Origin of the sequence: Streptomyces sp. NPDC090025 (assembly GCF_044748125.1) — a bacterium.
GTDB lineage: Bacteria > Actinomycetota > Actinomycetes > Streptomycetales > Streptomycetaceae > Streptomyces.
The window spans coordinates 130,008-149,664 of sequence record NZ_JBIVFL010000001.1; the positions used below are offsets into that span (position 1 = coordinate 130,008).

Below are 19,657 nucleotides of genomic sequence, written 5' to 3' on the forward strand. Positions count from 1 at the left end.
AACATGGTCAGCAGCCTGCCGCACCCGACCACGGCCGCCGGTCGCGACGGTCTCGCCGCGCTCCTCGCGCGGCCGGAGAAGGCCGTCGTCGCCCTCGACTTCGACGGGACGCTCGCCGAGATCGTCCCCGACCCCGAGCGGGCCAGGGCGCATCCCGGCGCCGTGCCCGCGCTCGCCGCCCTCGCCCCCGAGGTGGCCTCCGTGGTGGTGGTCACCGGCCGCCCTGCCGGAGTGGCCGTACGGTACGGGGGCCTCGCCGGGGTCCCCGGCCTTGAGCACCTGGTGGTCCTCGGGCATTACGGCGCCGAGCGCTGGGACGCCGTCACCGGCACCGTGCGGGCCGCCGCCCCGCACCCCGGGGTCGCCTCGGTCCGCGCCGAGCTGCCCGGGTTCCTGGACCGGATCGGGGCCTGGCCCGGCACCTGGATCGAGGAGAAGGGCCGCGCGGTCGCCGTCCACACCCGGCGCGCCGCCGACCCGCAGGGCGCGTTCGAGGCCCTGAAGGGCCCGCTCGGCGACCTCGCCGCCCACCACGGCCTGGTCCTTGAGCCGGGCCGGATGGTCCTGGAGCTGCGCCCGCCGGGCATGGACAAGGGCGTCGCCCTGATCGACCACGTCCGGTCGGTCGGCGCGGGCGCGGTCCTCTACGCGGGCGACGACCTGGGCGACCTGCCCGCCTTCGCGGCCGTGGACCGGCTGCGCGCCGACGGCGTCCCCGGGCTGCTCGTCTGCTCGGCCTCCAGCACCGAGTCCGTCCCCGACCTCGCGGCCCGCGCCGACCTCACGGTGCCGGGCCCGGCGGGCGTGGTGGAGCTGCTCGCCGGGCTCGCGGCGGCGGTCGGTCGGGGTGCGGGCGGTCAGGGGGCGGGTCAGGGGGCCGGTCAGGGGGCGTAGAAGCCCTGGATGTCGGCGATGACGTCGACGCCGCCCGCGTGGTTGTAGAGGGTGACCTTGCCGTCCTTCACCGGCACGACGACGAGGTTGGACACGGTCTGTCCGGCCCGCACGTTGACGTTCGACGTCGTCGGCCGTGGTGTCCCGTACGGGTAGGCGCTGATGTATGTGCCGGTGCTCGCGCCGGTCGCTGTCACGTTCATGACGACGGCCGTCGCCCCGGTCGCGGGGACGCCGCCCCGCCCGGCGACGGTCAGCGTGACGGTCCGTCCGGCGCCGAGCTTGCCCTTGGGGGCGCCGGTGCCGGTGCGGGTGTCGAGGGAGCGGCTGGGCGCGAGGGGCTTGAAGAGCGCGCCGACCGGCTCGGAGGTGTAGTACCCGGCGAGGTCGACGATGACGTCGGCGGCGCCGGTGTGGTTCACGACGTTGACGACGTCGTCGTAGACGCCGGGCTTCACCACGGCGAGGTTGGACACGGTCTGCCCGGGGAGCAGGGTGAGCGTGCTGCCGTCCGCGCGGTCCCCGAACGCGGTCACGTACGTCGGCTTGGTCGCGCCGGTCGCCGTGACGTGCACGAGCACGGCCGTCACCCCGGTCTTCGGCAGGCCGCCGGTGCCCGAGGCCACGAACTCCGGCCAGTGGTAGTCGTCAGCCTTGTGTTTGGGGGCGCCCAGGCCGGTGCGGGTGTCGATGACACGGGTCGGCTTCAGCGGCTGGAAGCGGTCGCGCCCGGTGTCCGCGGTGAAGTATCCGGAGACGTCGGCGACCAGGTCGGCGGAGCCCGCGTGGTTGGCGAAGGTGACCTTGCCGTCCTTGACGGGGACGGTCACCAGGTTGGACACGGCCCGCCCGGCGGGCACGTTGACGTTGGACGCGTTGGGGCGGGCGGTGCCCGCCGGGTAGGCGGTGACGAAGGTGTTCGCGGTGGCGTTGACGACGGTCAGGTTCAGGGTCACGGCCGTCGCGTCGGACGGGACGGCCCCGCGTCCGGCGACCTGGAGGGTGACCGTGCCGTTGGCGCCGACCTTCCCCCGGCGCACGCCCGTCCCGTAGCGCGTGTCCAGGAAGCGGGTGGGCTCCATCACCTGGTACGTGTCCGAGGCCGCCGAGGCTCCGCCGATGAGGGCGACGTCACCGGACTGCCGGAGTTCCGGGCCGACGCCGTCGGCGGGGGTGGCGGTCAGGGTCCAGGTGTACCGGCCGTTCGGCATCAGCCGCCCGGACGCGTCGGTGCCGGGCCACGGGACCCGCACCGTGCCCCGGGCGTCCTTGCCCGTGCGCAGCTCGTGCACGGCGCCGGTGGCGAGGTGACGGACCGTCATGACCCAGCTGCCGACCGGCTTGCTGACGGCGACCGCCGTCAGATCGGCGTAGAAGTTCCTGGCGTCCACGACGGAGGGCCGTTCGGCGGTTCCCAGCGTGGTGAGCGGCTGGGAGGCGATGCCGGTCGGCACGACGTGGGTCCGTTCGGTGGCGTCGACGTAGGCCAGGTTGGCGCCGTTCCGGTCGACGGTCCAGCGGACGTGGCGCTGGTCGGCGCCCGTCGCCGGCAGCTCGCCCACCACCCGGTCGACCGGGTGTGCCGGGTCCGCGCCGGTGAGGACCAGCGTGCCCGCCGCCTTGTCGTGCGTGACGACGAAACCGTCCCCGAGCAGGCTCTCGCCCGCCGGTACCGGCCGCGAGACCTTCGCCGTACGGTCGTAGACCCCGGCCGGTCCCGCCGCGCCGCAGCTCCAGTAGAGCCAGCGGCCCGCCGCCTGGGTCTCCTTGACGACGCAGGGCGCCCCGGTGGCCACGGTCTCCACGGTCCTGCCGGTCGTGAGGTCCTTGGCGGTCAGGACTCCGTTCGTGGTGCCCGCCGTCCACAGGCGGCCGTTCCACAGCGCGGCCGCCCCCGGCACCCGTTCGTCCACGATCTGCCCGGCGGAGTAGGTGATCTGCCGGGCGGGCGAGCCCGCGGCGCCCGGCACGTACTGGACGGTTTCGTCGCCGTTGACGTCGACGATCCGGCTGCCCGTGGCGAGGTTCAGCGGCCGGCTCGACCGGTGGAGACCGGTTCCGAAGTACCCCTGGCGTTCGCTGGTCGAGTCGACCTCGGCGCGCCGCAGGTAGCGTCCGTCGCCGGTCGCCCGCAGCTGGGCGCACGCGAGGTCGGCGTCGCCCGAACAGACGGGGAGGCTCTCGGTGAGCCACTCGGAGGGTCCGTACGTCGGCGTTCCCGTGGCGCTGAGCTTCCGCTCCCTGAGGGAGGGCCGCACCGGGTCGCGGTCGTCGACGGTCGCCAGCTTGCCGTGGGTGAGGGTGATGCCCTGGACGTGCGCCGGCCGGTAGAACCGGGTCAGGGTGGTCACCACCGGCTTGCCCGACGCGTCAGCGGTGATCCGCTGCACTCCCCAGTCGACGTGCTCGTCCCCGCCGGCACCCGTGGTGCCGGTGGCGACGGCGGTGCCGCCGGGGCCGGAAGCCAGCCCTTCGGTGGCCTTGGTGAGCAGGGTGACGGCGGGGCCGCCCGCGATCGGGACCCCTTCGACGCCGCCGCGCGAGCGGTAGACCAGCCAGTCGCCGACCACGGCGAGGTGATGCAGCAGCCCGCGGGCCGTGGTGGTCACGGGTACCTCGGCCCAGGGGGCGGAGGGGGCGGTGCGCGAGCCGACGAGCACGGTGCGGACGGCCTCGTCGGAGCTGTACACGGCGATGTGCTCGGGCGAGAGCTTCACCCGCCCGTAGCCCATGGGCAGCGCCGGGGTGACGCCTTCGACCCGGCCGGTCCGCTGGGAGACGAGGACCAGGTGGCGGGTGCCGTCCTCGGCCGTCGATTCGAACATCAGGGAGGTGTCGTCGCCCCCCACGACCACGCCCAGCTTCGTGCCGCCGGGCAGGCCGGTGACGGTGAGCTCGCGGACCGTGCCGTCGGCGAGGAGCGACAGCGGGTGCGGCTCGTACGTGGTCGTCCCGTCCGGACGGGTGAGGACCCGGTACGCGAACACGGTGGAGCCGAAGATCTTCGGGGTCATGGCGGAGGCCGTGTAGCCGTCCGGGAGGGGGTAGACGCGCACGCCGCCGTACGGGTCGCGCAGCTCGATCTCGTTGTCGCGAGGGAAGGCCAGGGTGTCGGTGGCGGTGCCCTGCGTCAGGTACCGGGGATCGGCGGGCATCGGCACGGTCAGGGTCGTGCCGTCGGAGTACCGGGTCCACTGGACCAAGCCCTTGCCGCGCTCGTCGTAGCGGAAGACTCCTTCGCGGCCGACGCTGTCGGCCTGAGAAAGACGGGAGTACTCCGCCCTGACCGGCCAGCCGAACTTCGGCGCGTTGAAGTACGGCGGCGGCACCACTACTTCCTGCGGTGCCGGTGCCGGCTCCGCCGCCGCCGTTCCGGCGAGCGGCGTGAGGCCGCCCCCCACCGCCAGGGCGAACGCCGTCGCGGCGACCGCCGCGCTCCGCGTCAAGGTACGACGAAACACCAGGAATCCCTCCCCCGAGCCCTGCCGTGCCCCCCACCGCAGGTGGACGGGAGGCTAACAGCCGTCGCGGGGCGGTCCGGTGGGCGGGGTGACCGCTCGGCTAGCCGAGGGCGCGCAGGGCCGCGAGCTGGTCGAGGAACCAGCGGCGCGGGGGGTGGGCGGTCGCGGCGGCGGCCAGTCGTTTGGTGCGGTCGGCCCGGTCGGCCGGGGTCATCGTCAGGGCGCGGTGCAGGGCCTCGGCGGTCTCGGTGACGTCGAACGGGTTGACCGTGAGGGCGTCGGCGCGCAGCTCGTCGTACGCGCCGGCCTCCCGGGACAGGACGAGCGCGCAGCCCTGTTCGGAGACGACGGGGATCTCCTTGGCGACCAGGTTCATGCCGTCGCGGACCGGGTTGACCAGGGCCACGTCGGCGAGCCGGTAGGCGGCGAGGGAGCGGACGAAGTCGTCCTGGACGGAGACCAGGACGGGCTGCCAGTCGGGGGTGCCGAACTCGGCGTTGATCCGCTCGGCGAGGTCGCGGACGTCGGCGGTGTAGGCGCGGTAGACCGCCAGGTCCTGCCGGGAGGGGTAGGCGGAGGCGAGGTGGACGACCCGGCCGTGCCATTCGGGGCGGGTGGTGAGGAGTTCCCGGTAGGCGAGCAGGCCGCGCGGGATGTTCTTGGAGAGTTCGGTGCGGTCGACCCGGACGATGGTGCGGCGGCCGGGGCCGATCTCGGCGCGCAGCGCGGCGAGCCGGTCGTCGACGGCGGGCCGGTGGGCGAGGGCGAGCAGGTCGTCGGCGTCGACGCCGAGCGGGTGGACGGCGACCCGGGCGGCGGCGTCGGCGCGCCGCACAGAGGGGTCGGCGGTGAAGGCGTCGGCCCAGGCCCGGGTGTGGAAGCCGATGTGGTCGGCGCCGAGCATGCCGTCGGCCAGTTCCTGGTGGATGTCGTCGGGGAGCATCGCCAGATAGCCGGGGGAGGCCCACGGGGTGTGGGTGAAGTGCGCGATCCTGAGGTCGGGGCGGCGCGCCCGGAGCTGTCCGGGGACCAGGGCCAGGTGGTAGTCCTGCACGAGGACGGCGGCGCCGTGGGCGGCCGCGTCGGCGAGGGCGTCGGCGAACGCCTGGTTGTAGGCGCGGTAGGAGTCCCAGCGGCGGCGGAAGGCGGCGTCGAAGACGGGCTCGCGCGGGATGTCGTACAGGTGGTGGTGGAGGAACCACAGCACCGAGTTGGCGATGCCGTTGTAGGCGTCGGCGTACACCTCGGGCGGGATGTCGAGCATCCGGACGCCGGGTTCGGCGACGCCCCGGCGGACGGCCTCGCGGTCGCCGTCGCCGAGCGCGGCGCACACCCACAGGGTGTCGTCGGATCCGCCGGTCCCGCCGCCGGTCCCGTCGCCCGTGCCTTCGGCGGTGACGGCGGACAGGCCGGAGACGAGCCCGCCGCCACCGCGCCGGGTGTCGAGCGAGCCGTCGTCGCGGACGGTGTACGAGACCGGGCCGCGGTTGGACGCGACGAGGACGGTAGCCATACGAGCCATACGGCGTACCTAGCCCGGACCGTAAACGCTCAAACGTACGGAATCGGACACCCGGCGGGGTGCCCGATTCCGTACGCGGGGCTCAGTACTCCTGGCGGCGGCGGGACCGTACGGCCGCCCTGGCCACCAGGCCGGTCGCGACCAGGGCCGCGGCGAGCGCGCCGAGCAGCCAGAGCCGTTCGCCGTTCGAGCCGGTCTCGGCCATCTCGCCGCCGTCGCCGCCGTCCCCGCCGGGGTGGGAGCCGTCGCCGGGGCCGCCCGGGTGCGGTCCGGTGGACGGTGTGGGGTCGGACGGCGGGTCGGACGGCGTGCCGGGGTGCGAGGCGGACGGGCCGGGCGAGGACGGCGACGGGTCCGGCGAGGTCGGCGGGCTGGGGTGGGTCGGCGGGCTGAGCACCGGGGCGACGCCGCAGGCCGGGTCCTCGCTGGTGGGTCCGCAGTTGGAGCGCGGTGACTGGACCTCGACGCTGTTGGGCAGCTTGCCGTCGCCCTTCACCGGGTCGTCGATCTTCACCGAGTAGGTGATGGTGGCCTTCTTCCCGGCCGGGATGTCACCCGCGTAGGTGATCTTCGGGGAGGTCCAGGTGACCTTGCCGAGGTCGGTCTTGGCGTCGGCGAGGTACTTGCCGTCGTCGAGGTTGCCGGTCAGGTCGTCGCTGAAGCGCGCGCCCGGGTAGTCGAGGCCGCTGATGTTCTCGGCGGTGACGGTGTACGTGACGGTGTCGCCCGGCTTCACCTTCTGCGGGCTGGCCTTCTTGGTGACCACCAGGTCGGGCACGGGCACGGACAGCGCGAGCGCCGAGGGCACGTAGGTGTCGCCCTTGGTGGAGAAGGTCAGTTCGGCGGAGGTGGCGCCGACCGGGATCGCGGCGTCCGGGAGGTCGAACTCCTCGGCGTCGATCGACAGGTTGTTGACCAGGTCCGGGTCGACGGCGCCGTCGCTGGCGCTGATGAAGAAGTTCCTGGTGTTGCCGGTGTGCGGCTGGACGACGTTCTGGCCGTCGACGAGGAAGCGGTCGCCGGGGGTGTTCCAGTCGCCCTCGTACGCGGTGACACCGGCCCGCGGGATGCCCTGGGTGCGGTAGAAGCCGTCGACGGTGACGGTGGTCGCGGGCGAGGTGGAGCGCTGCAGCACGTGGCCGCCGTACACGTACACGTTGCGGCGCTCGGGCGCGTACGTGGCGTTCGGGCCGGGGAACCTGTAGACGACGGTCAGCGACCAGCCGGCCACGCAGCCCCGCCCGCTCGGCGCCCAGACGCCGCCGACGGCGACCGGGGTGTCGCCGCTCGCGGCGGCGAAGGCGGCGGTGACGTCGGACTCGCCGGTGTAGTAGTGCGGGCCGCCGGTGGTGGCCGGGTCGGTGACCATGTGGTCGATCGACACCGGGGTCACGGCGCCCGCGCCGACCTTGATCTTCGGGGCGGTGGTGGCGTGGTCGCCGGGGGACGGCGACACGTCGGCGCCGGAGATGTCGCAGCGGGCCAGCTGGGCACCGCTCGGCCCCCGGTAGGTGCCGTCGTTGCCGCCCCAGAACAGCCGCGCGTACACGACGGTCGCACCGGGCGGGATCTCGACCTTCCCGGTGCTCGACCCCAGGTCGCCGCCCATGCCCGCGGTGTCGATCCGCCGCATGTCGAAGGTGTTGTTGTTGTCCGAGCCCTGCCCCGAGCCGGCGGTCTTGCAGCGGGCCGCCATGTCGGCGGGGGCGGTGGGACAGCCGATGACCGTGTTGCCGATGGTGATGAAGTCGCCGTACAGCGACTCGTCGTAGCGCTTGCCGAACGGCTCGACGACATCGGCCGCCGCCGGGCCCGCTCCGGTGAGGGAGAGCGCCCCGGCGGCGAGGCCGAGCGTGGCCAGCAGGATTCCCGGAGTTCTGAACCGCGTGAAGGTGAACCGCTTGAAGGTGAACCGCATGAACCGCATGGAACGGAAATTTAGGCAGAAAGGCGCATTATTCGGTGTACGCCACGCCTGGCGTGTCCACGCTGTGCGTCGGCCGGGGCGCCCTGCCCTGCCGTACGACTCACGGCCGTACGACTCACGTCCGTACGTCTCACGCCACGCTGCGCCGCTCCTCGTACTCCGCGATCTCCGTCATCGGCGGCCGCTCCTCGGTGTCGACCGGGTGGGTGCGCGGCACGAAGCCGTCCGCGCCGCGCTCGAACTGGGTCAGCTCGGGCCGCACCAGATGGCCGCGGGACAGCCGTACCTGCGCCGTCCGGTAGATCGCCGCCGCCATCCGGCCGAGCGCCTGCCCGTCCTGGTGCCGGTGCTTGCGCACCCCGACGTCCACCTGGGCGAGCGCGTCGAGGCCCACCGTGTGCAGCGCGTCGACCAGCAGGCCCAGCTCCACTCCGTAACCGACGGGGAACGGCAGCCGTTCGAGCAGCGAGCGGCGCGCCGCGTACTCGCCGCCCAGCGGCTGGACGAAACCGGCGAGCGGCGGCCAGTGCAGATTGAGCAGCGGGCGGGCCACCAGCTCCGTCACCCGGCCGCCCTGACCTGGGGTGTCGCCGAGCGGGCGGTCGTACATGGCCTTCACGAAGGCCACGTCGGGGTCGGTGAGCAGCGGGCCGACGATGCCGGTCACGAAGTCGGCGGAGAAGTCCCTCAGGTCCGCGTCCACGAAGCAGACGATGTCCCCGCTGGTCACCAGGAGTGACCGCCACAGCACCTCGCCCTTGCCGGGCACGGCCGGTATCCGGGGCAGGATCGCGTCCCTGGCCACCACCCGCGCCCCGGCCGCCGCGGCGACCTCCGCCGTCCGGTCGGTGGAGCCCGAGTCGATCACCACCAGCTCGTCGACCAGCGGCACCGCCTCGGTCATCAGCTCGGCCCTGATCGCGGCGACGATCGTGCCGACCGTGGCCTCCTCGTCGAGCGCGGGCAGCACCACGCTGACCGTGGTGCCCCGTTTGGCGGCGAGGATCGCTTCCAGCGGACGGTCGGCCACGGACCAGGACCGCCGGTCCAGCCAGCGCTCCACTTCTTCCAGCAACGTGATCTCCATCTCGCGGTTCGGACGCGCGTCTCCACCATCGAAGGCTTCGGTTACAGTCTTGAACAACGCGGATGCCCGATGCATGTCGGGGTGCCGACCGCGTTCCACAATCGAATACCGCTCATCCAGAGGGGCAGAGGGAAACGGCCCGTTGAAGCCCCGGCAACCCTCCAGTCGGTCATCAGTCTCGTCATCCAGCGAGGTCCCACCGACTAGGGAAGGTGCCAAATCCGTCTCATGGCGAAGTGCGCCATGAGGAAGATGAGGAGAAAGGGCCTCGCCTCCATGGCTGTTCAGACCGTCGCACCCGGAACCACCGCCACCACCCCCGGTACCTCCGGCGCCGTCGACCTCGGTCCCGCTTCCGGACTCTCCTGCCGCGAGTGCGGGGAGACCTTCCCGCTCGGCCCGATCTTCGCCTGCGAGCTGTGTTTCGGCCCGCTCGAAGTGGCGTACGACCTGCCGACCGGTGACCCCGAGGCGCTGCGCAAGCGCATCGAGGCCGGTCCCGCCAACATCTGGCGCTACGCCCCGCTGCTGCCCGTACCGGCCGACGTCGCCGACAAGCCCAACCTGAACCCGGGCTGGACCCACCTGGTCAAGGCCGACAACCTGGCCCGCGAGCTCGGTGTCGAGCCCGGCAAGCTGTTCGTCAAGGACGACTCCGGCAACCCGACCCACTCCTTCAAGGACCGGGTCGTCGCCCAGGCCATCGAGGCCGCCCGCGCCTTCGGCTTCACCACCCTGTCCTGCTCCTCCACCGGCAACCTGGCCGGCGCGGTCGGCGCCGCCGCCGCCCGGGCCGGCTTCCGCTCCTGCGTGTTCATCCCGCACGACCTGGAGCAGGGCAAGGTCGTGATGGCCGCGGTGTACGGCGGCGACCTGGTCGCCATCGAGGGCAACTACGACGACGTCAACCGCTTCTGCTCGGAGCTCATCGGCGACCCGCTGGGCGAGGGCTGGGGCTTCGTCAACGTCAACCTGCGCCCGTACTACGGAGAGGGCTCCAAGACCCTCGCGTACGAGATCTGCGAGCAGCTCGGCTGGGTGATCCCGGACCAGCTGGTCATCCCGATCGCGTCAGGATCCCAGCTCACCAAGATCGACAAGGGTCTGCAGGAGCTCATCAAGCTGGGCCTGGTCGAGGACAAGCCGTACAAGATCTTCGGCGCCCAGGCCGAGGGCTGCTCCCCGGTGTCCGCCGCCTTCAAGGCCGGGCACGACGTGGTGCGCCCGCAGAAGCCGAACACCATCGCCAAGTCGCTGGCGATCGGCAACCCGGCCGACGGCCCGTACGTCCTCGACATCGCGCGCCGCACCGGCGGCGCCGTGGAGGACGTGAACGACGAGCAGGTCGTCGAGGCGATCCGGATCCTGGCCCGTACCGAGGGCATCTTCGCGGAGACCGCGGGCGGCGTGACCGTCGGCGTGACGAAGAAGCTCGTCGAGAACGGTCTCCTGGACCCCTCCCTCACCACCGTCGTCCTCAACACCGGCGACGGCCTCAAGACCCTGGACGCGGTGGCCGAGGGCGCGCAGGCGACCGCCACCATCCGCCCGAGCCTGGACGCGTTCCGCGACGCGGGCCTGGCCCACTGAACCGCCGTACCTCCGAAGCTCCGAAAGGCGCGAGACCCATGGCCGTGAACGTCCGCATCCCCACCATCCTCCGCACCTACACCGGCGGTCAGGCCGAGGTCGCCGCCGAGGGCGGCACCCTCGCCGAGGTCATCGCCGACCTGGAGAAGAACCACACGGGCATCGCCGCCCGCGTCCTGGACGACCAGGGCAAGCTGCGCCGCTTCGTGAACGTGTACGTGAACGACGACGACGTGCGCTTCGAGCAGGGCCTGGAGACGGCCACGCCGGACGGCGCGGGCATCTCGATCATCCCGGCGGTCGCGGGCGGCTGCTGAGCCCCGTCGGTCTGTCGGCCCGTCGGTCCCTCGGCCTGTCTGTTCGGTCTGTCGGTCTGCCCGTCTGTCCGTCTGCCTGTCGGGACCGTCCGACATACCCGTATTGCCACCCGTATTGCCACTGACGTACTCGTCAGTACCCGGAGTATCTGAATTGCCCCTTCCGCGCTAAGAAGCGGAGGGGGCAATTCTGCATGGTTGAGCGCGGTAGAGTTGGGGAAGTCGCCTCCGTCGCGCATGCCAGACGCATATGAGAATGCGTCCGAGCACGACAAGAAGTAGCCAAAGTGCCTTGGTCCCCCCGTGTCTTCTGCGCCTTCTGCGCGTTTTGTCGGGCCCGACTTGCCCCGTGATCCTGGGGATTCTCCCTAATTCCGCTTTCCGGCGTGCCCAGAATTCTCGTCCGATTGACCTGTTGCAGAGGGCAGTTGGACAGATACATTCAGCCGCGGTCGACGCGTTCCGGCGCAGGGTCTGACCCGGGTCCGCGAAGTGCGGATCCGCGCAAGGGCCAGTAATAGGGGAGTTAGGCATGGCTCAGGGCACCGTCAAGTGGTTCAACGCGGAGAAGGGCTACGGCTTCATCGCGGTCGACGGTGGTGCGGATGTTTTCGTCCACTACAGCGCGATCCAGATGGACGGCTACCGCTCCCTCGAAGAGGGTCAGCGGGTGGAGTTCGAGATCTCGCAGGGTCAGAAGGGCCCGCAGGCGGACATGGTCAAGATCGCCGTCTGAGCACGGCGCGATCGGCCGACCGACGCACTTCCAGGCGAAGGGCTCGCTTCCCGAGAGGGGGCGGGCCCTTCGTCCGTGTCCGGGGGTGCGGGGCCCTGGGCCGCGGAGGCTTGTGAGGGGTGGCCCGTGGGGTGGCCCGTGGGGTGGCCGGTGGGGTGGCCCGAGGGGTGCGGATCCTCCTGAGTCGCTTGCACTCTCCTAGGTCGAGTGCTAATCATTGGCGTTAGCACTCTGAAGGTGAGAGTGCTACGAGGATCGGCTGACGAGGTCGCTCACCGAGTGGGGAAGGAACCGCTCGGCGCGTACCGTCCGTCGCGGGCGTCGGCGCGGTCCAGGAGCGTTATCCACCCCATGTCCGGGAGGACCACTTCACATGGCCAAGATCATCGCGTTCGACGAGGAGGCCCGGCGCGGTCTCGAGCGCGGCATGAACCAGCTCGCTGACGCCGTCAAGGTCACCCTCGGCCCGAAGGGTCGCAACGTCGTCCTCGAGAAGAAGTGGGGCGCCCCCACGATCACCAACGATGGTGTCTCCATCGCCAAGGAGATCGAGCTCGAGGACCCGTACGAGAAGATCGGCGCCGAGCTGGTCAAGGAAGTCGCCAAGAAGACGGACGACGTCGCCGGCGACGGTACGACCACCGCCACCGTGCTCGCCCAGGCGCTCGTCCGCGAGGGCCTGCGCAACGTGGCCGCCGGTGCCAACCCGATGGCCCTCAAGCGCGGCATCGAGAAGGCCGTCGAGGCCGTCTCCGGTGCGCTGCTCGACCAGGCCAAGGAGGTCGAGACCAAGGAGCAGATCGCCTCCACCGCCTCCATCTCCGCCGCCGACACCCAGATCGGCGAGCTCATCGCCGAGGCGATGGACAAGGTCGGCAAGGAAGGCGTCATCACCGTCGAGGAGTCGCAGACCTTCGGGCTCGAGCTCGAGCTCACCGAGGGCATGCGCTTCGACAAGGGCTACATCTCGGCGTACTTCGCCACCGACATGGAGCGCATGGAGGCGGCCCTCGAGGACCCGTACCTCCTGATCGTCAACTCCAAGATCTCCTCCGTGAAGGACCTGCTCCCGCTCCTGGAGAAGGTCATGCAGTCGGGCAAGCCGCTGCTGATCATCGCCGAGGACGTCGAGGGCGAGGCCCTGTCGACCCTGGTCGTCAACAAGATCCGTGGCACCTTCAAGTCCGTCGCCGTCAAGGCCCCGGGCTTCGGTGACCGTCGTAAGGCCATGCTGAACGACATCGCCATCCTCACCGGCGGCACGGTCATCTCCGAGGAGGTCGGCCTCAAGCTGGAGAACGCCGGTCTCGACCTCCTGGGCCGCGCCCGCAAGGTCGTCATCACCAAGGACGAGACCACCATCGTCGACGGTGCCGGTGACAGCGAGCAGGTCGCCGGTCGCGTGAACCAGATCCGCGCCGAGATCGAGAACTCGGACTCGGACTACGACCGCGAGAAGCTCCAGGAGCGCCTGGCGAAGCTCGCCGGTGGCGTCGCCGTCATCAAGGCCGGTGCCGCGACCGAGGTCGAGCTCAAGGAGCGCAAGCACCGCATCGAGGACGCCGTGCGCAACGCGAAGGCGGCCGTCGAGGAGGGCATCGTCGCCGGTGGCGGCGTGGCCCTGCTGCAGGCTTCCTCGGTCTTCGAGAAGCTGGAGCTGGACGGCGACGAGGCCACCGGTGCCGCGATCGTCAAGCTGGCCCTGGAGGCCCCGCTCAAGCAGATCGCCGTCAACGGTGGTCTCGAGGGTGGCGTCGTCGTGGAGAAGGTGCGCAACCTGGCCGTCGGCCACGGTCTGAACGCCGCCACGGGCGAGTACGTCGACATGATCGCCGAGGGCATCATCGACCCGGCGAAGGTGACGCGTTCCGCGCTGCAGAACGCGGCCTCCATCGCCGCGCTGTTCCTCACCACCGAGGCCGTCATCGCCGACAAGCCGGAGAAGGCCGCGGCCCCGGCCGGCGGCATGCCGGGCGGTGACATGGACTTCTGATCCTGACGGATCGGAGTTCATGAGCGGTTGAGCAGTTGAGCAGTTGAGCTGACGCGGAAGGGCGGCACCCCTGAGGGGGTGCCGCCCTTCTGTCGTTACGGGGTCCCGAGCACAGGACCGGCGTCATGACATGAGACGGGTCAGCGGACGTCGACCCAGTCCTGGCCGCTCGTCGCCTGGAAGTGGCTGCCGTCACCGTAGTAGCGGATCTGGTACCAGCCGTCGGCGCTCGCCTTGGTCTTCACCGCGACGGAGCCGTTCGCCGCGGACTTGCCGGTGGCGACCTGCTTCCAGGTGGTCTTGCCCCAGGGCTTGAACCACACGCTCACCGACTGCGAGCCGAGGCCGCGCCAGGCGCCGTTCGTGAGGTGCTGGAGCGAGCCGGTCACGGTGACCGTGGCGCCCTTGCGGACCGGGTCCGGCGACGCCTTCAGGCTCTGCACCCGGCTGTCGGTGCGGACCACGTGGAACGGCTTGCCGACCGACTCCGCGTAGGTGTCGTTGAGCACGTGCCGGACCCGGAACCAGCCGCCCTTGTTCCAGGCGGAGACGGAGAACGGGGTGCGGACACCGTTGTTGTAGAAGTCGGTGGAGGCGATCCGCTTCCAGCCGGTCTTCCCGTCCGGGGACTGCTCCAGGACCACCTGCTGCATCGACGAGTACGGCGCCCAGCGCTCGAACGGGGAGCGGAGCTCGCCGGTCACGGTCAGGCGGGCGTCGGTGGCCAGCTTGTACCCGGTCACCGTGGTCGTGGAGTCCAGCGGCAGGGCGATCCGGCCGGAGGTGCTGAACCACTGGTACGGGTCGGCGGACTCGACCTGCCAGGACTCCGAGGTGCCGTTGTTCGGGTCGGAGACGGGGGCGGCGATGAGCGCCGCGGTGAACCGGCCGTCGGCGTCGGTGCCGACGGTCTTGGCGAGCCCGCCGCCGAGGCGCACCTTCACCGGCTGGTCGGCGACGGGGGCGCTGTTGTCCCGGTCGGTGACCCGGCCGGTGACCGTGACGGTCTCGCCGCGGACCGCGCGGGTCTTGTCGGCGCGGGCGGTGACGGACAGCGACCTGGTCTGCGCGTTCGAGCTGGCGGTCCAGGTGGTCCGGCCGTGCACCTCGGTGCTGTTCTCGGTGTACGAGGCGGTGTACCAGGCGTAGACGCCCGCGGCCGGGATCGGCTGGCCCTCGAAGGCGCCGGTCTCGTCGGTCGCGGCGCTACCGGGCGCACCCTCGTAGTACGAGGAGTCGAACGACACGGTCCGCCCGGTGAGCGGCACCTCGTCGTTCGAGCCGGGCTGGACGCCGACCAGCGTGCCCTTCGGGTGCACGTTGCGGTCGGACCAGCTCGGGGTGCCGAGGCTGAAGGAGCGCAGCTGCGGCTTCAGGGTGAAGTCGAGCGTGCCCGCGTCGGTACGGGTGACCGTGTTGCCCGCCGAGTCGGTGGCGGTGACGTCGATCGCGTACGTGCCGAGGGCCGGGATGGTGCCGCCGTCCTCGGTGAGCTTCAGGGTGGACTCGACGGGGAGCGCGAACGTGCCCCGGCGTGCGGTGTCCTCCGGCAGCGAGTCGATCTCGGCGAGGACGGTGCCGCCCTGCCGGACCTTGGCCGACACGGCGGTGACCTTCGCCTGCGGGGCGTCGGTCCAGGCGGTCACCTGGAAGGTGCCGCGCTGGGCGTCGTTGGTGACGGCACGGCCGATGCCCAGGGGGTTCGCGGGCTCGTCGGCGGCGAAGGCCGGGCCGACCGCGACGCCGAGGGTGAGGGCGGTGACGAGGGAGACGGCGGAGAGCCGTCGGAGATCAGCGTGCATCGACATAGAGCGCCCTCGACTGGCTGTAGAAGTAACCGTTCTTCTCCTGGAGGAAAAGGCCCCAGCTGCCGTCGCCCCAGTTGGTGGTCCGGAAACTGACGGTGCCCGACGAGCTGGTGGCGATGTCCTTCTTGTTCAGGTACCAGGGGCCCTCGTTCGGCTTGGAACCCTTGGGCAGGAACACGAAGGTCACGCGCGCGCCCGGCATGGCCTTCCAGACGCCGTTGACCTTCTGCTGCACCAGGCCCTTGACGGTCATGCTGCCGCCGGTGGTCGGGCGGGAAGGGGTGACCGACAGGTTGACGATCCGGGTGGGGATCCGGGAGAGGCGGACGGGGTTGCTCGTCTTGGTGACGAAGCGGTCCGTCTCGGGGTGGTAGACGCGGTAGAGCGCGTTCTCGTAGCCCCAGATCTTGAACTCGTAGCCGCACCAGTCGTTGACGGGCAGCGCCTTGACCTGGCCCCAGGTGCGCCCGTTGTCGAAGGACACCTGGAGGGCGACCCAGTCGCGCTTCGTGTAGCAGGTGCTGCTCGCGCCGAGGGTGCCGCGGACGGTCACCGCGCCGAACTGGTCCATCGTGTGCGCGGTGTTGACGAAGTTGAACTGCTGCGGCACGGCGAGGGGGACCTCGTCGTACGGGCGGTTGTTGCCGTTGCCGTAGTACACGGACGGGCGCAGCCCGGTGTAGGCGCCGGTGGTCGTCGTCTGCGCGCGCGCCTGGTAGGAGAAGGAGCCGTCGGCACGGGTGCTGCCGCCGCCGATCTGGTTGCGGACGGACGACTCGTAGGAGACCGGGGCGGTGCCGGTGGTGATCACCGGGGCGCCCTCGCCGAACGGCTTCCAGCCGTCCTCGGTCAGCCGCTCGACGCGGCCGGTCACCGTCACGTCGGTGCCCGCGTTGACGCGGAACCGGCTGGTGTCGGAGGTGATCCGGTACGTCAGCTTCTCGACGCCCACGGCGGGCAGCGGGCGGGCGTCGTCCGGGTCGACGTCGGCGCTGCCGACGACCTCGGCGGTGCCGCTGAGGATCTCGGCGTCCGGGGTGACGGGGAGCGTGAACGCGCCGTCCGCCTCGGTGGTCGCCGTGACGGCCTGGGTGCGCTCCAGCCCGAAGGCGTCCTTGACCTTGAGCGAGACCTTCACCGAGGTGCCCGGGGCGGCGTCGGTGCGCTCGCCGGTGGCCGGGTTCCAGGTGGTGGCGCGGCCGGAGAGGACGACGGTCCGTGCGTCGTAGCTGGTGGTCTTGCGGTCGAAGGCGACCGACGAGAGACCGGTGTGCAGCTTGTAGCCGTACGCGCCGATGGTCTGGGTGGTGACGAGACCACCGGGCAGGCGGTACTGGACGCGGACCGGGTAGTCGCCGAGCGTGGTGCCCTCGGGCAGCTTGATCGGCGCGTCGGTGGTCCAGGCGGAGGCGCCGGACAGCGAGAACGCGTCGGTCGCGGCGAGCACGTCGGCGCCTTCGGCGCCGGAGGCGAGGACGCTGACCTTCACCCAGAGGGCGTTGGTCGGCAGGCCCACGACGGCGAGCCGACCGTCGTCCTGGGTGACCACGTTGGTCACGGAGTTCGCCGCGTAGGCGGCGGGGGCCGCGATGGCGGCGGGCAGGGCCACGCCTGCCGAAAGGGCGAATACGGTTGCCGCACGCACGAGGGCATGCGGCAGCGTGCGCGTTGAGCGCATCTGATGGACCCCCCACAGGTCGGTAAAAGGCGGCGCGTAGAAATCGCGTTCCGCGTGGGAGCACGATAGCGCCTGATCGTTGAACGCGTTCACCCGATTCCCGGGTGGCGTTCTGCTCGCCCTCACCGGGGGGCGGGTCCATGCTGGGAGGAGAGCCCCGGCGGGCCGGCCCGGAGGGCGAACCGGAGGGAGAATCCGATGGTCACGCTGCTCACCACCCCGGCGGATCGCGAGCTGGTCGTCACCCGGACCTTCGACGCGCCGGTCGGGCGGGTCTGGGAGGCGTGGACGCGGCCCGGGCAGGTGCGGGAGTGGTACGGCGTGTCGGAGCTGGTGACGTTCGTGACCGAGGTGGATCTGCGGGTGGGCGGCGCGTGGCGCTGGGGCCAGCGCGGGCCCGGGGGTCAGGAGATCGTTTTCTCGGGCCGGTACGAGGAGGTCGTCGCGCCGGAGCGCCTCGTCTACACGGAACGCTTCGAGCAGATGCCGGACGCGGAGCCGGTCCGCGTGATCCTCACCTTCGACCCCACCCCGCTCGGCGGCACGGCCCTGACCAGCACCTCCTTCTGGCCGACGACGGAGAGCCGGGACCAGGCGCTGGCGGCGGGGATGGAGGCGGGGGTGCGGGAGCAGTACGACCGGCTCGCGGGGTTTCTGGGGCGGTCGGGCGGTCCCCCTTAGGTGATGGGGGCCGCCTTTGCCGTGGCAGGAGCCGGGACGTTGCTCTACGCGGTGGTGTGAGGGCGCGGCTCGGCCGGTTGGGCGGGCGCGGCGGACGGGCGGCGGAAGAGGGCCGTCCAGAGGAAGGACTCGCCGAAGTGCGGGGACGTGGCGGGCTGTTCGCGCATGCGGCGGAGGTCGCGTTCCTCGTACCCGGTGAAGAGGGTGCGCAGCGACTCGGCGGTGTAGGCGAGGCCGCCGTGCAGGGAGCGGTCGCGGTAGAAGGCCGGGTCCGGGAGCTCGGAGCCCATGCCGCCGGGGCCCGCCGCGAAGCAGGTGAGGGCGAAGTGGCCGCCGGGGGCGAGGTGGTGGTCGAGGAAGGCGAGGTAGCTCGCGCGGCGGTGCGGCGGCAGGTGGTGGAAGCAGCCGGAGTCGTAGATCAGGTCGTACGTGCCGAGCGCGGCCGACAGTTCGCCGCTGAACGCGTCGCCCCGGTGGAACCTGACCCGGGTCGCCGGGCCCGCCGCCCCGGCCCGTTCCCGCGCCCAGGCCAGCGCGCCCGCCGACAGGTCCACGCCGTCCACCTCGAAGCCGCGCCCCGCCAGATGCAGGGCGTTGCGGCCGGGCCCGCAGCCCAGGTCGAGGGCGCGGCCGCCGGGCGGCAGCAGGCCGGAGCCGAGGTGCGCGACCAGGTTCTCGTCGGGCTTGTCGACGAAGAACGGCACCGGCCGGGTCCGGTCGTCGTAGAAGCCCCGCCACTTGTCGGCGTCCTCGGCGAACAGGCCGTCGAGCAGCCTCAGGACGTCCTCGGTGGTGCGGGTCGAACGGTCGATGCCGGTGACGGCCTCGGTGCGGTCGGCGCGGTGCATGCGGATCCCCCTCCGTGTCGTGTTCACGCTACGGGAGATAGGGGTGAAAGCCCAGGTCAGATAGGGTGGGTGGAGTCGCCGGGAGGGCTCGGGAGCGGCGTTCGCGGCGAGGGTGGAGCCGCCGGTCGCCGGGCGGCTCCAGGGCCTCGGGCGGGGGCCTCAGGGGCCGGTACGGGCCCGTTCCGGGCCACCGCCGGGACGGTTTCGGTACGGGTTTCCCGGCTTCCGTACGGGTTTCCCGGCGCCCCCCGGCAGAGTGCGGAGTCCGGCCCCTCACACCGCCGGCGGCGCCACCAGCTCCGGGTCCTGGCCCGCCCGCCGCAGCGCATCCCGCACGAAGCCGTTCGCCTTCAGCTCCTCCACCGTCGCCCGCAGGAACGCCACCGTCTCCGGCGCGCGCCCCAGTGTCGTCCCCACCGCCTGCCGGATCTCCATGAACCGCTCCTCCACCAGCCGCACTTCGGGGTGCGCGGCCGCGTACGCCGTCAGCGGCTGGCGGATGCCCGCGCCCGCCTCCAGGCCCTCCGCCGCGAAGGTGTCCACGCCCTCCGCGCCCCGCACCACCGTCGCGTGCCGCAGCGCCCGCCCCAGGTGCAGGTCGTACGCCGAGCCCGCCTTCACCCCGATCCGTACGCCGGGCGCGTCCACGTCCTGCGGGGTGCGCAGCGGGGAATCGCGCGGGACCACGTACACGCCCTCGATCAGGACGTACGGCGCGGTGAACGCCACCTCCGCCTCGCGCGCCGGGTCCACCGCCAGGAAGCAGAGGTCCGCGCGGCCGGTCGCCATCGCCTCGTACGACTTGCGCGCCGCGTCGAAGCACAGCAGCTCGACGGGCACTCCGAGGCGCGCCCCGAACTCGCGGGCGAGGTCCACGGTGATGCCGGTGGGCGCGGCGGGGGTGCCCTGGGCGAGGACGGGGTTGCCGAGGTTGATCGAGGCGCGCAGGGTGCCGGTCGGGGCGAGGTCCGCGACGACAGCGGGGTCGGGGTCCGGGCGGTGGGTGTCGGTGGCGGTCATGGGCGGAGTCTAGGCACCGCCCCCCGCCGGGACGGCAGGGACGGCCCGTACGCTGCGTCGGAGCATCGTCGGAGGGGGCCGGGGAGTTGGCGGGG

The 19,657-nt window shown here is 71.9% G+C and carries 14 protein-coding genes and 1 riboswitch; of the genes, 6 read left to right on the forward strand and 8 right to left on the reverse strand.

Annotated features, from left to right (window positions below; all coding sequences use genetic code 11):
* The first annotated feature begins 3 nt into the window (after positions 1 to 3).
* A complete protein-coding gene (gene otsB, locus ACIPXM_RS00655) occupies positions 4 to 894 on the forward strand; it encodes a trehalose-phosphatase (RefSeq protein ID WP_401650147.1) in 891 nt (296 codons plus the stop codon).
* On the opposite strand, the gene ACIPXM_RS00660 is transcribed toward otsB, so the two are convergent.
* From ACIPXM_RS00660 to ACIPXM_RS00675, 4 genes are all read right to left on the reverse strand, one after another.
* Positions 882 to 4,340: a FlgD immunoglobulin-like domain containing protein gene (locus ACIPXM_RS00660; RefSeq protein ID WP_401650150.1), complete on the reverse strand. Its 3,459-nt coding sequence runs from the start codon at positions 4,338 to 4,340 to the stop codon at positions 882 to 884. The genes otsB and ACIPXM_RS00660 overlap by 13 nt on opposite strands.
* Before the next feature lie 115 nt (positions 4,341 to 4,455).
* A complete protein-coding gene (locus ACIPXM_RS00665) occupies positions 4,456 to 5,868 on the reverse strand; it encodes a trehalose-6-phosphate synthase (RefSeq protein WP_401652409.1) in 1,413 nt (470 codons plus the stop codon).
* Between the two features lie 91 nt (positions 5,869 to 5,959).
* Positions 5,960 to 7,804, reverse strand: a complete 1,845-nt coding sequence (locus ACIPXM_RS00670; protein ID WP_401650153.1) for an isopeptide-forming domain-containing fimbrial protein — start codon at positions 7,802 to 7,804, stop codon at positions 5,960 to 5,962.
* 130 nt (positions 7,805 to 7,934) lie between these two features.
* Positions 7,935 to 8,879 (reverse strand): glucosyl-3-phosphoglycerate synthase, encoded by a 945-nt coding sequence (locus ACIPXM_RS00675; protein ID WP_401652411.1) that lies wholly within the window; start codon positions 8,877 to 8,879, stop codon positions 7,935 to 7,937.
* Positions 8,880 to 9,000: 121 nt separating this feature from the next.
* A riboswitch (SAM riboswitch) is annotated at positions 9,001 to 9,150 on the forward strand.
* Between ACIPXM_RS00675 and thrC the strand changes: the two genes are divergently transcribed.
* The 4 genes from thrC to groL all read left to right on the forward strand — a co-directional run bounded on the left by thrC (position 9,144) and on the right by groL (position 13,527).
* Positions 9,144 to 10,481, forward strand: coding sequence for a threonine synthase (gene thrC, locus ACIPXM_RS00680; protein WP_401650156.1), 1,338 nt, complete (start codon positions 9,144 to 9,146; stop codon positions 10,479 to 10,481). Its footprint overlaps the riboswitch before it by 7 nt.
* A gap of 38 nt (positions 10,482 to 10,519) precedes the next feature.
* Entirely contained in the window at positions 10,520 to 10,798 is a 279-nt protein-coding gene (locus ACIPXM_RS00685; RefSeq protein WP_401650158.1) for a MoaD/ThiS family protein, read from the forward strand.
* A gap of 532 nt (positions 10,799 to 11,330) precedes the next feature.
* Positions 11,331 to 11,534 carry a cold-shock protein gene (locus ACIPXM_RS00690; RefSeq protein WP_401650162.1) on the forward strand — a complete coding sequence of 68 codons (204 nt, stop codon included), beginning with the start codon at positions 11,331 to 11,333 and terminating at the stop codon, positions 11,532 to 11,534.
* A 373-nt stretch (positions 11,535 to 11,907) separates the two neighbouring features.
* A complete protein-coding gene (groL, locus tag ACIPXM_RS00695) occupies positions 11,908 to 13,527 on the forward strand; it encodes a chaperonin GroEL (RefSeq protein ID WP_401650165.1) in 1,620 nt (539 codons plus the stop codon).
* 140 nt (positions 13,528 to 13,667) lie between these two features.
* Here the strand turns inward: groL and ACIPXM_RS00700 are convergent, their stop codons facing one another.
* Together ACIPXM_RS00700 and ACIPXM_RS00705 are read right to left on the reverse strand one after the other, a co-directional pair.
* Positions 13,668 to 15,329: a hypothetical protein gene (locus ACIPXM_RS00700; protein WP_401650168.1), complete on the reverse strand. Its 1,662-nt coding sequence runs from the start codon at positions 15,327 to 15,329 to the stop codon at positions 13,668 to 13,670.
* Entirely contained in the window at positions 15,319 to 16,944 is a 1,626-nt protein-coding gene (locus ACIPXM_RS00705; protein WP_401650170.1) for a hypothetical protein, read from the reverse strand. Before ACIPXM_RS00705 ends, ACIPXM_RS00700 begins: the two co-directional genes overlap by 11 nt.
* Before the next feature lie 267 nt (positions 16,945 to 17,211).
* Here ACIPXM_RS00705 and ACIPXM_RS00710 point away from each other — a divergent pair, with 267 nt between their 5' ends.
* Positions 17,212 to 17,694: an SRPBCC domain-containing protein gene (locus ACIPXM_RS00710; protein ID WP_401650175.1), complete on the forward strand. Its 483-nt coding sequence runs from the start codon at positions 17,212 to 17,214 to the stop codon at positions 17,692 to 17,694.
* A gap of 44 nt (positions 17,695 to 17,738) precedes the next feature.
* On the opposite strand, the gene ACIPXM_RS00715 is transcribed toward ACIPXM_RS00710, so the two are convergent.
* Positions 17,739 to 18,506 (reverse strand): class I SAM-dependent methyltransferase, encoded by a 768-nt coding sequence (locus ACIPXM_RS00715; RefSeq protein WP_401652413.1) that lies wholly within the window; start codon positions 18,504 to 18,506, stop codon positions 17,739 to 17,741.
* A 309-nt stretch (positions 18,507 to 18,815) separates the two neighbouring features.
* Complete coding sequence (locus ACIPXM_RS00720; RefSeq protein WP_401650178.1) at positions 18,816 to 19,562, reverse strand: transporter substrate-binding domain-containing protein; 747 nt, start codon at positions 19,560 to 19,562, stop codon at positions 18,816 to 18,818.
* Between the last annotated feature and the right edge of the window lie 95 nt (positions 19,563 to 19,657).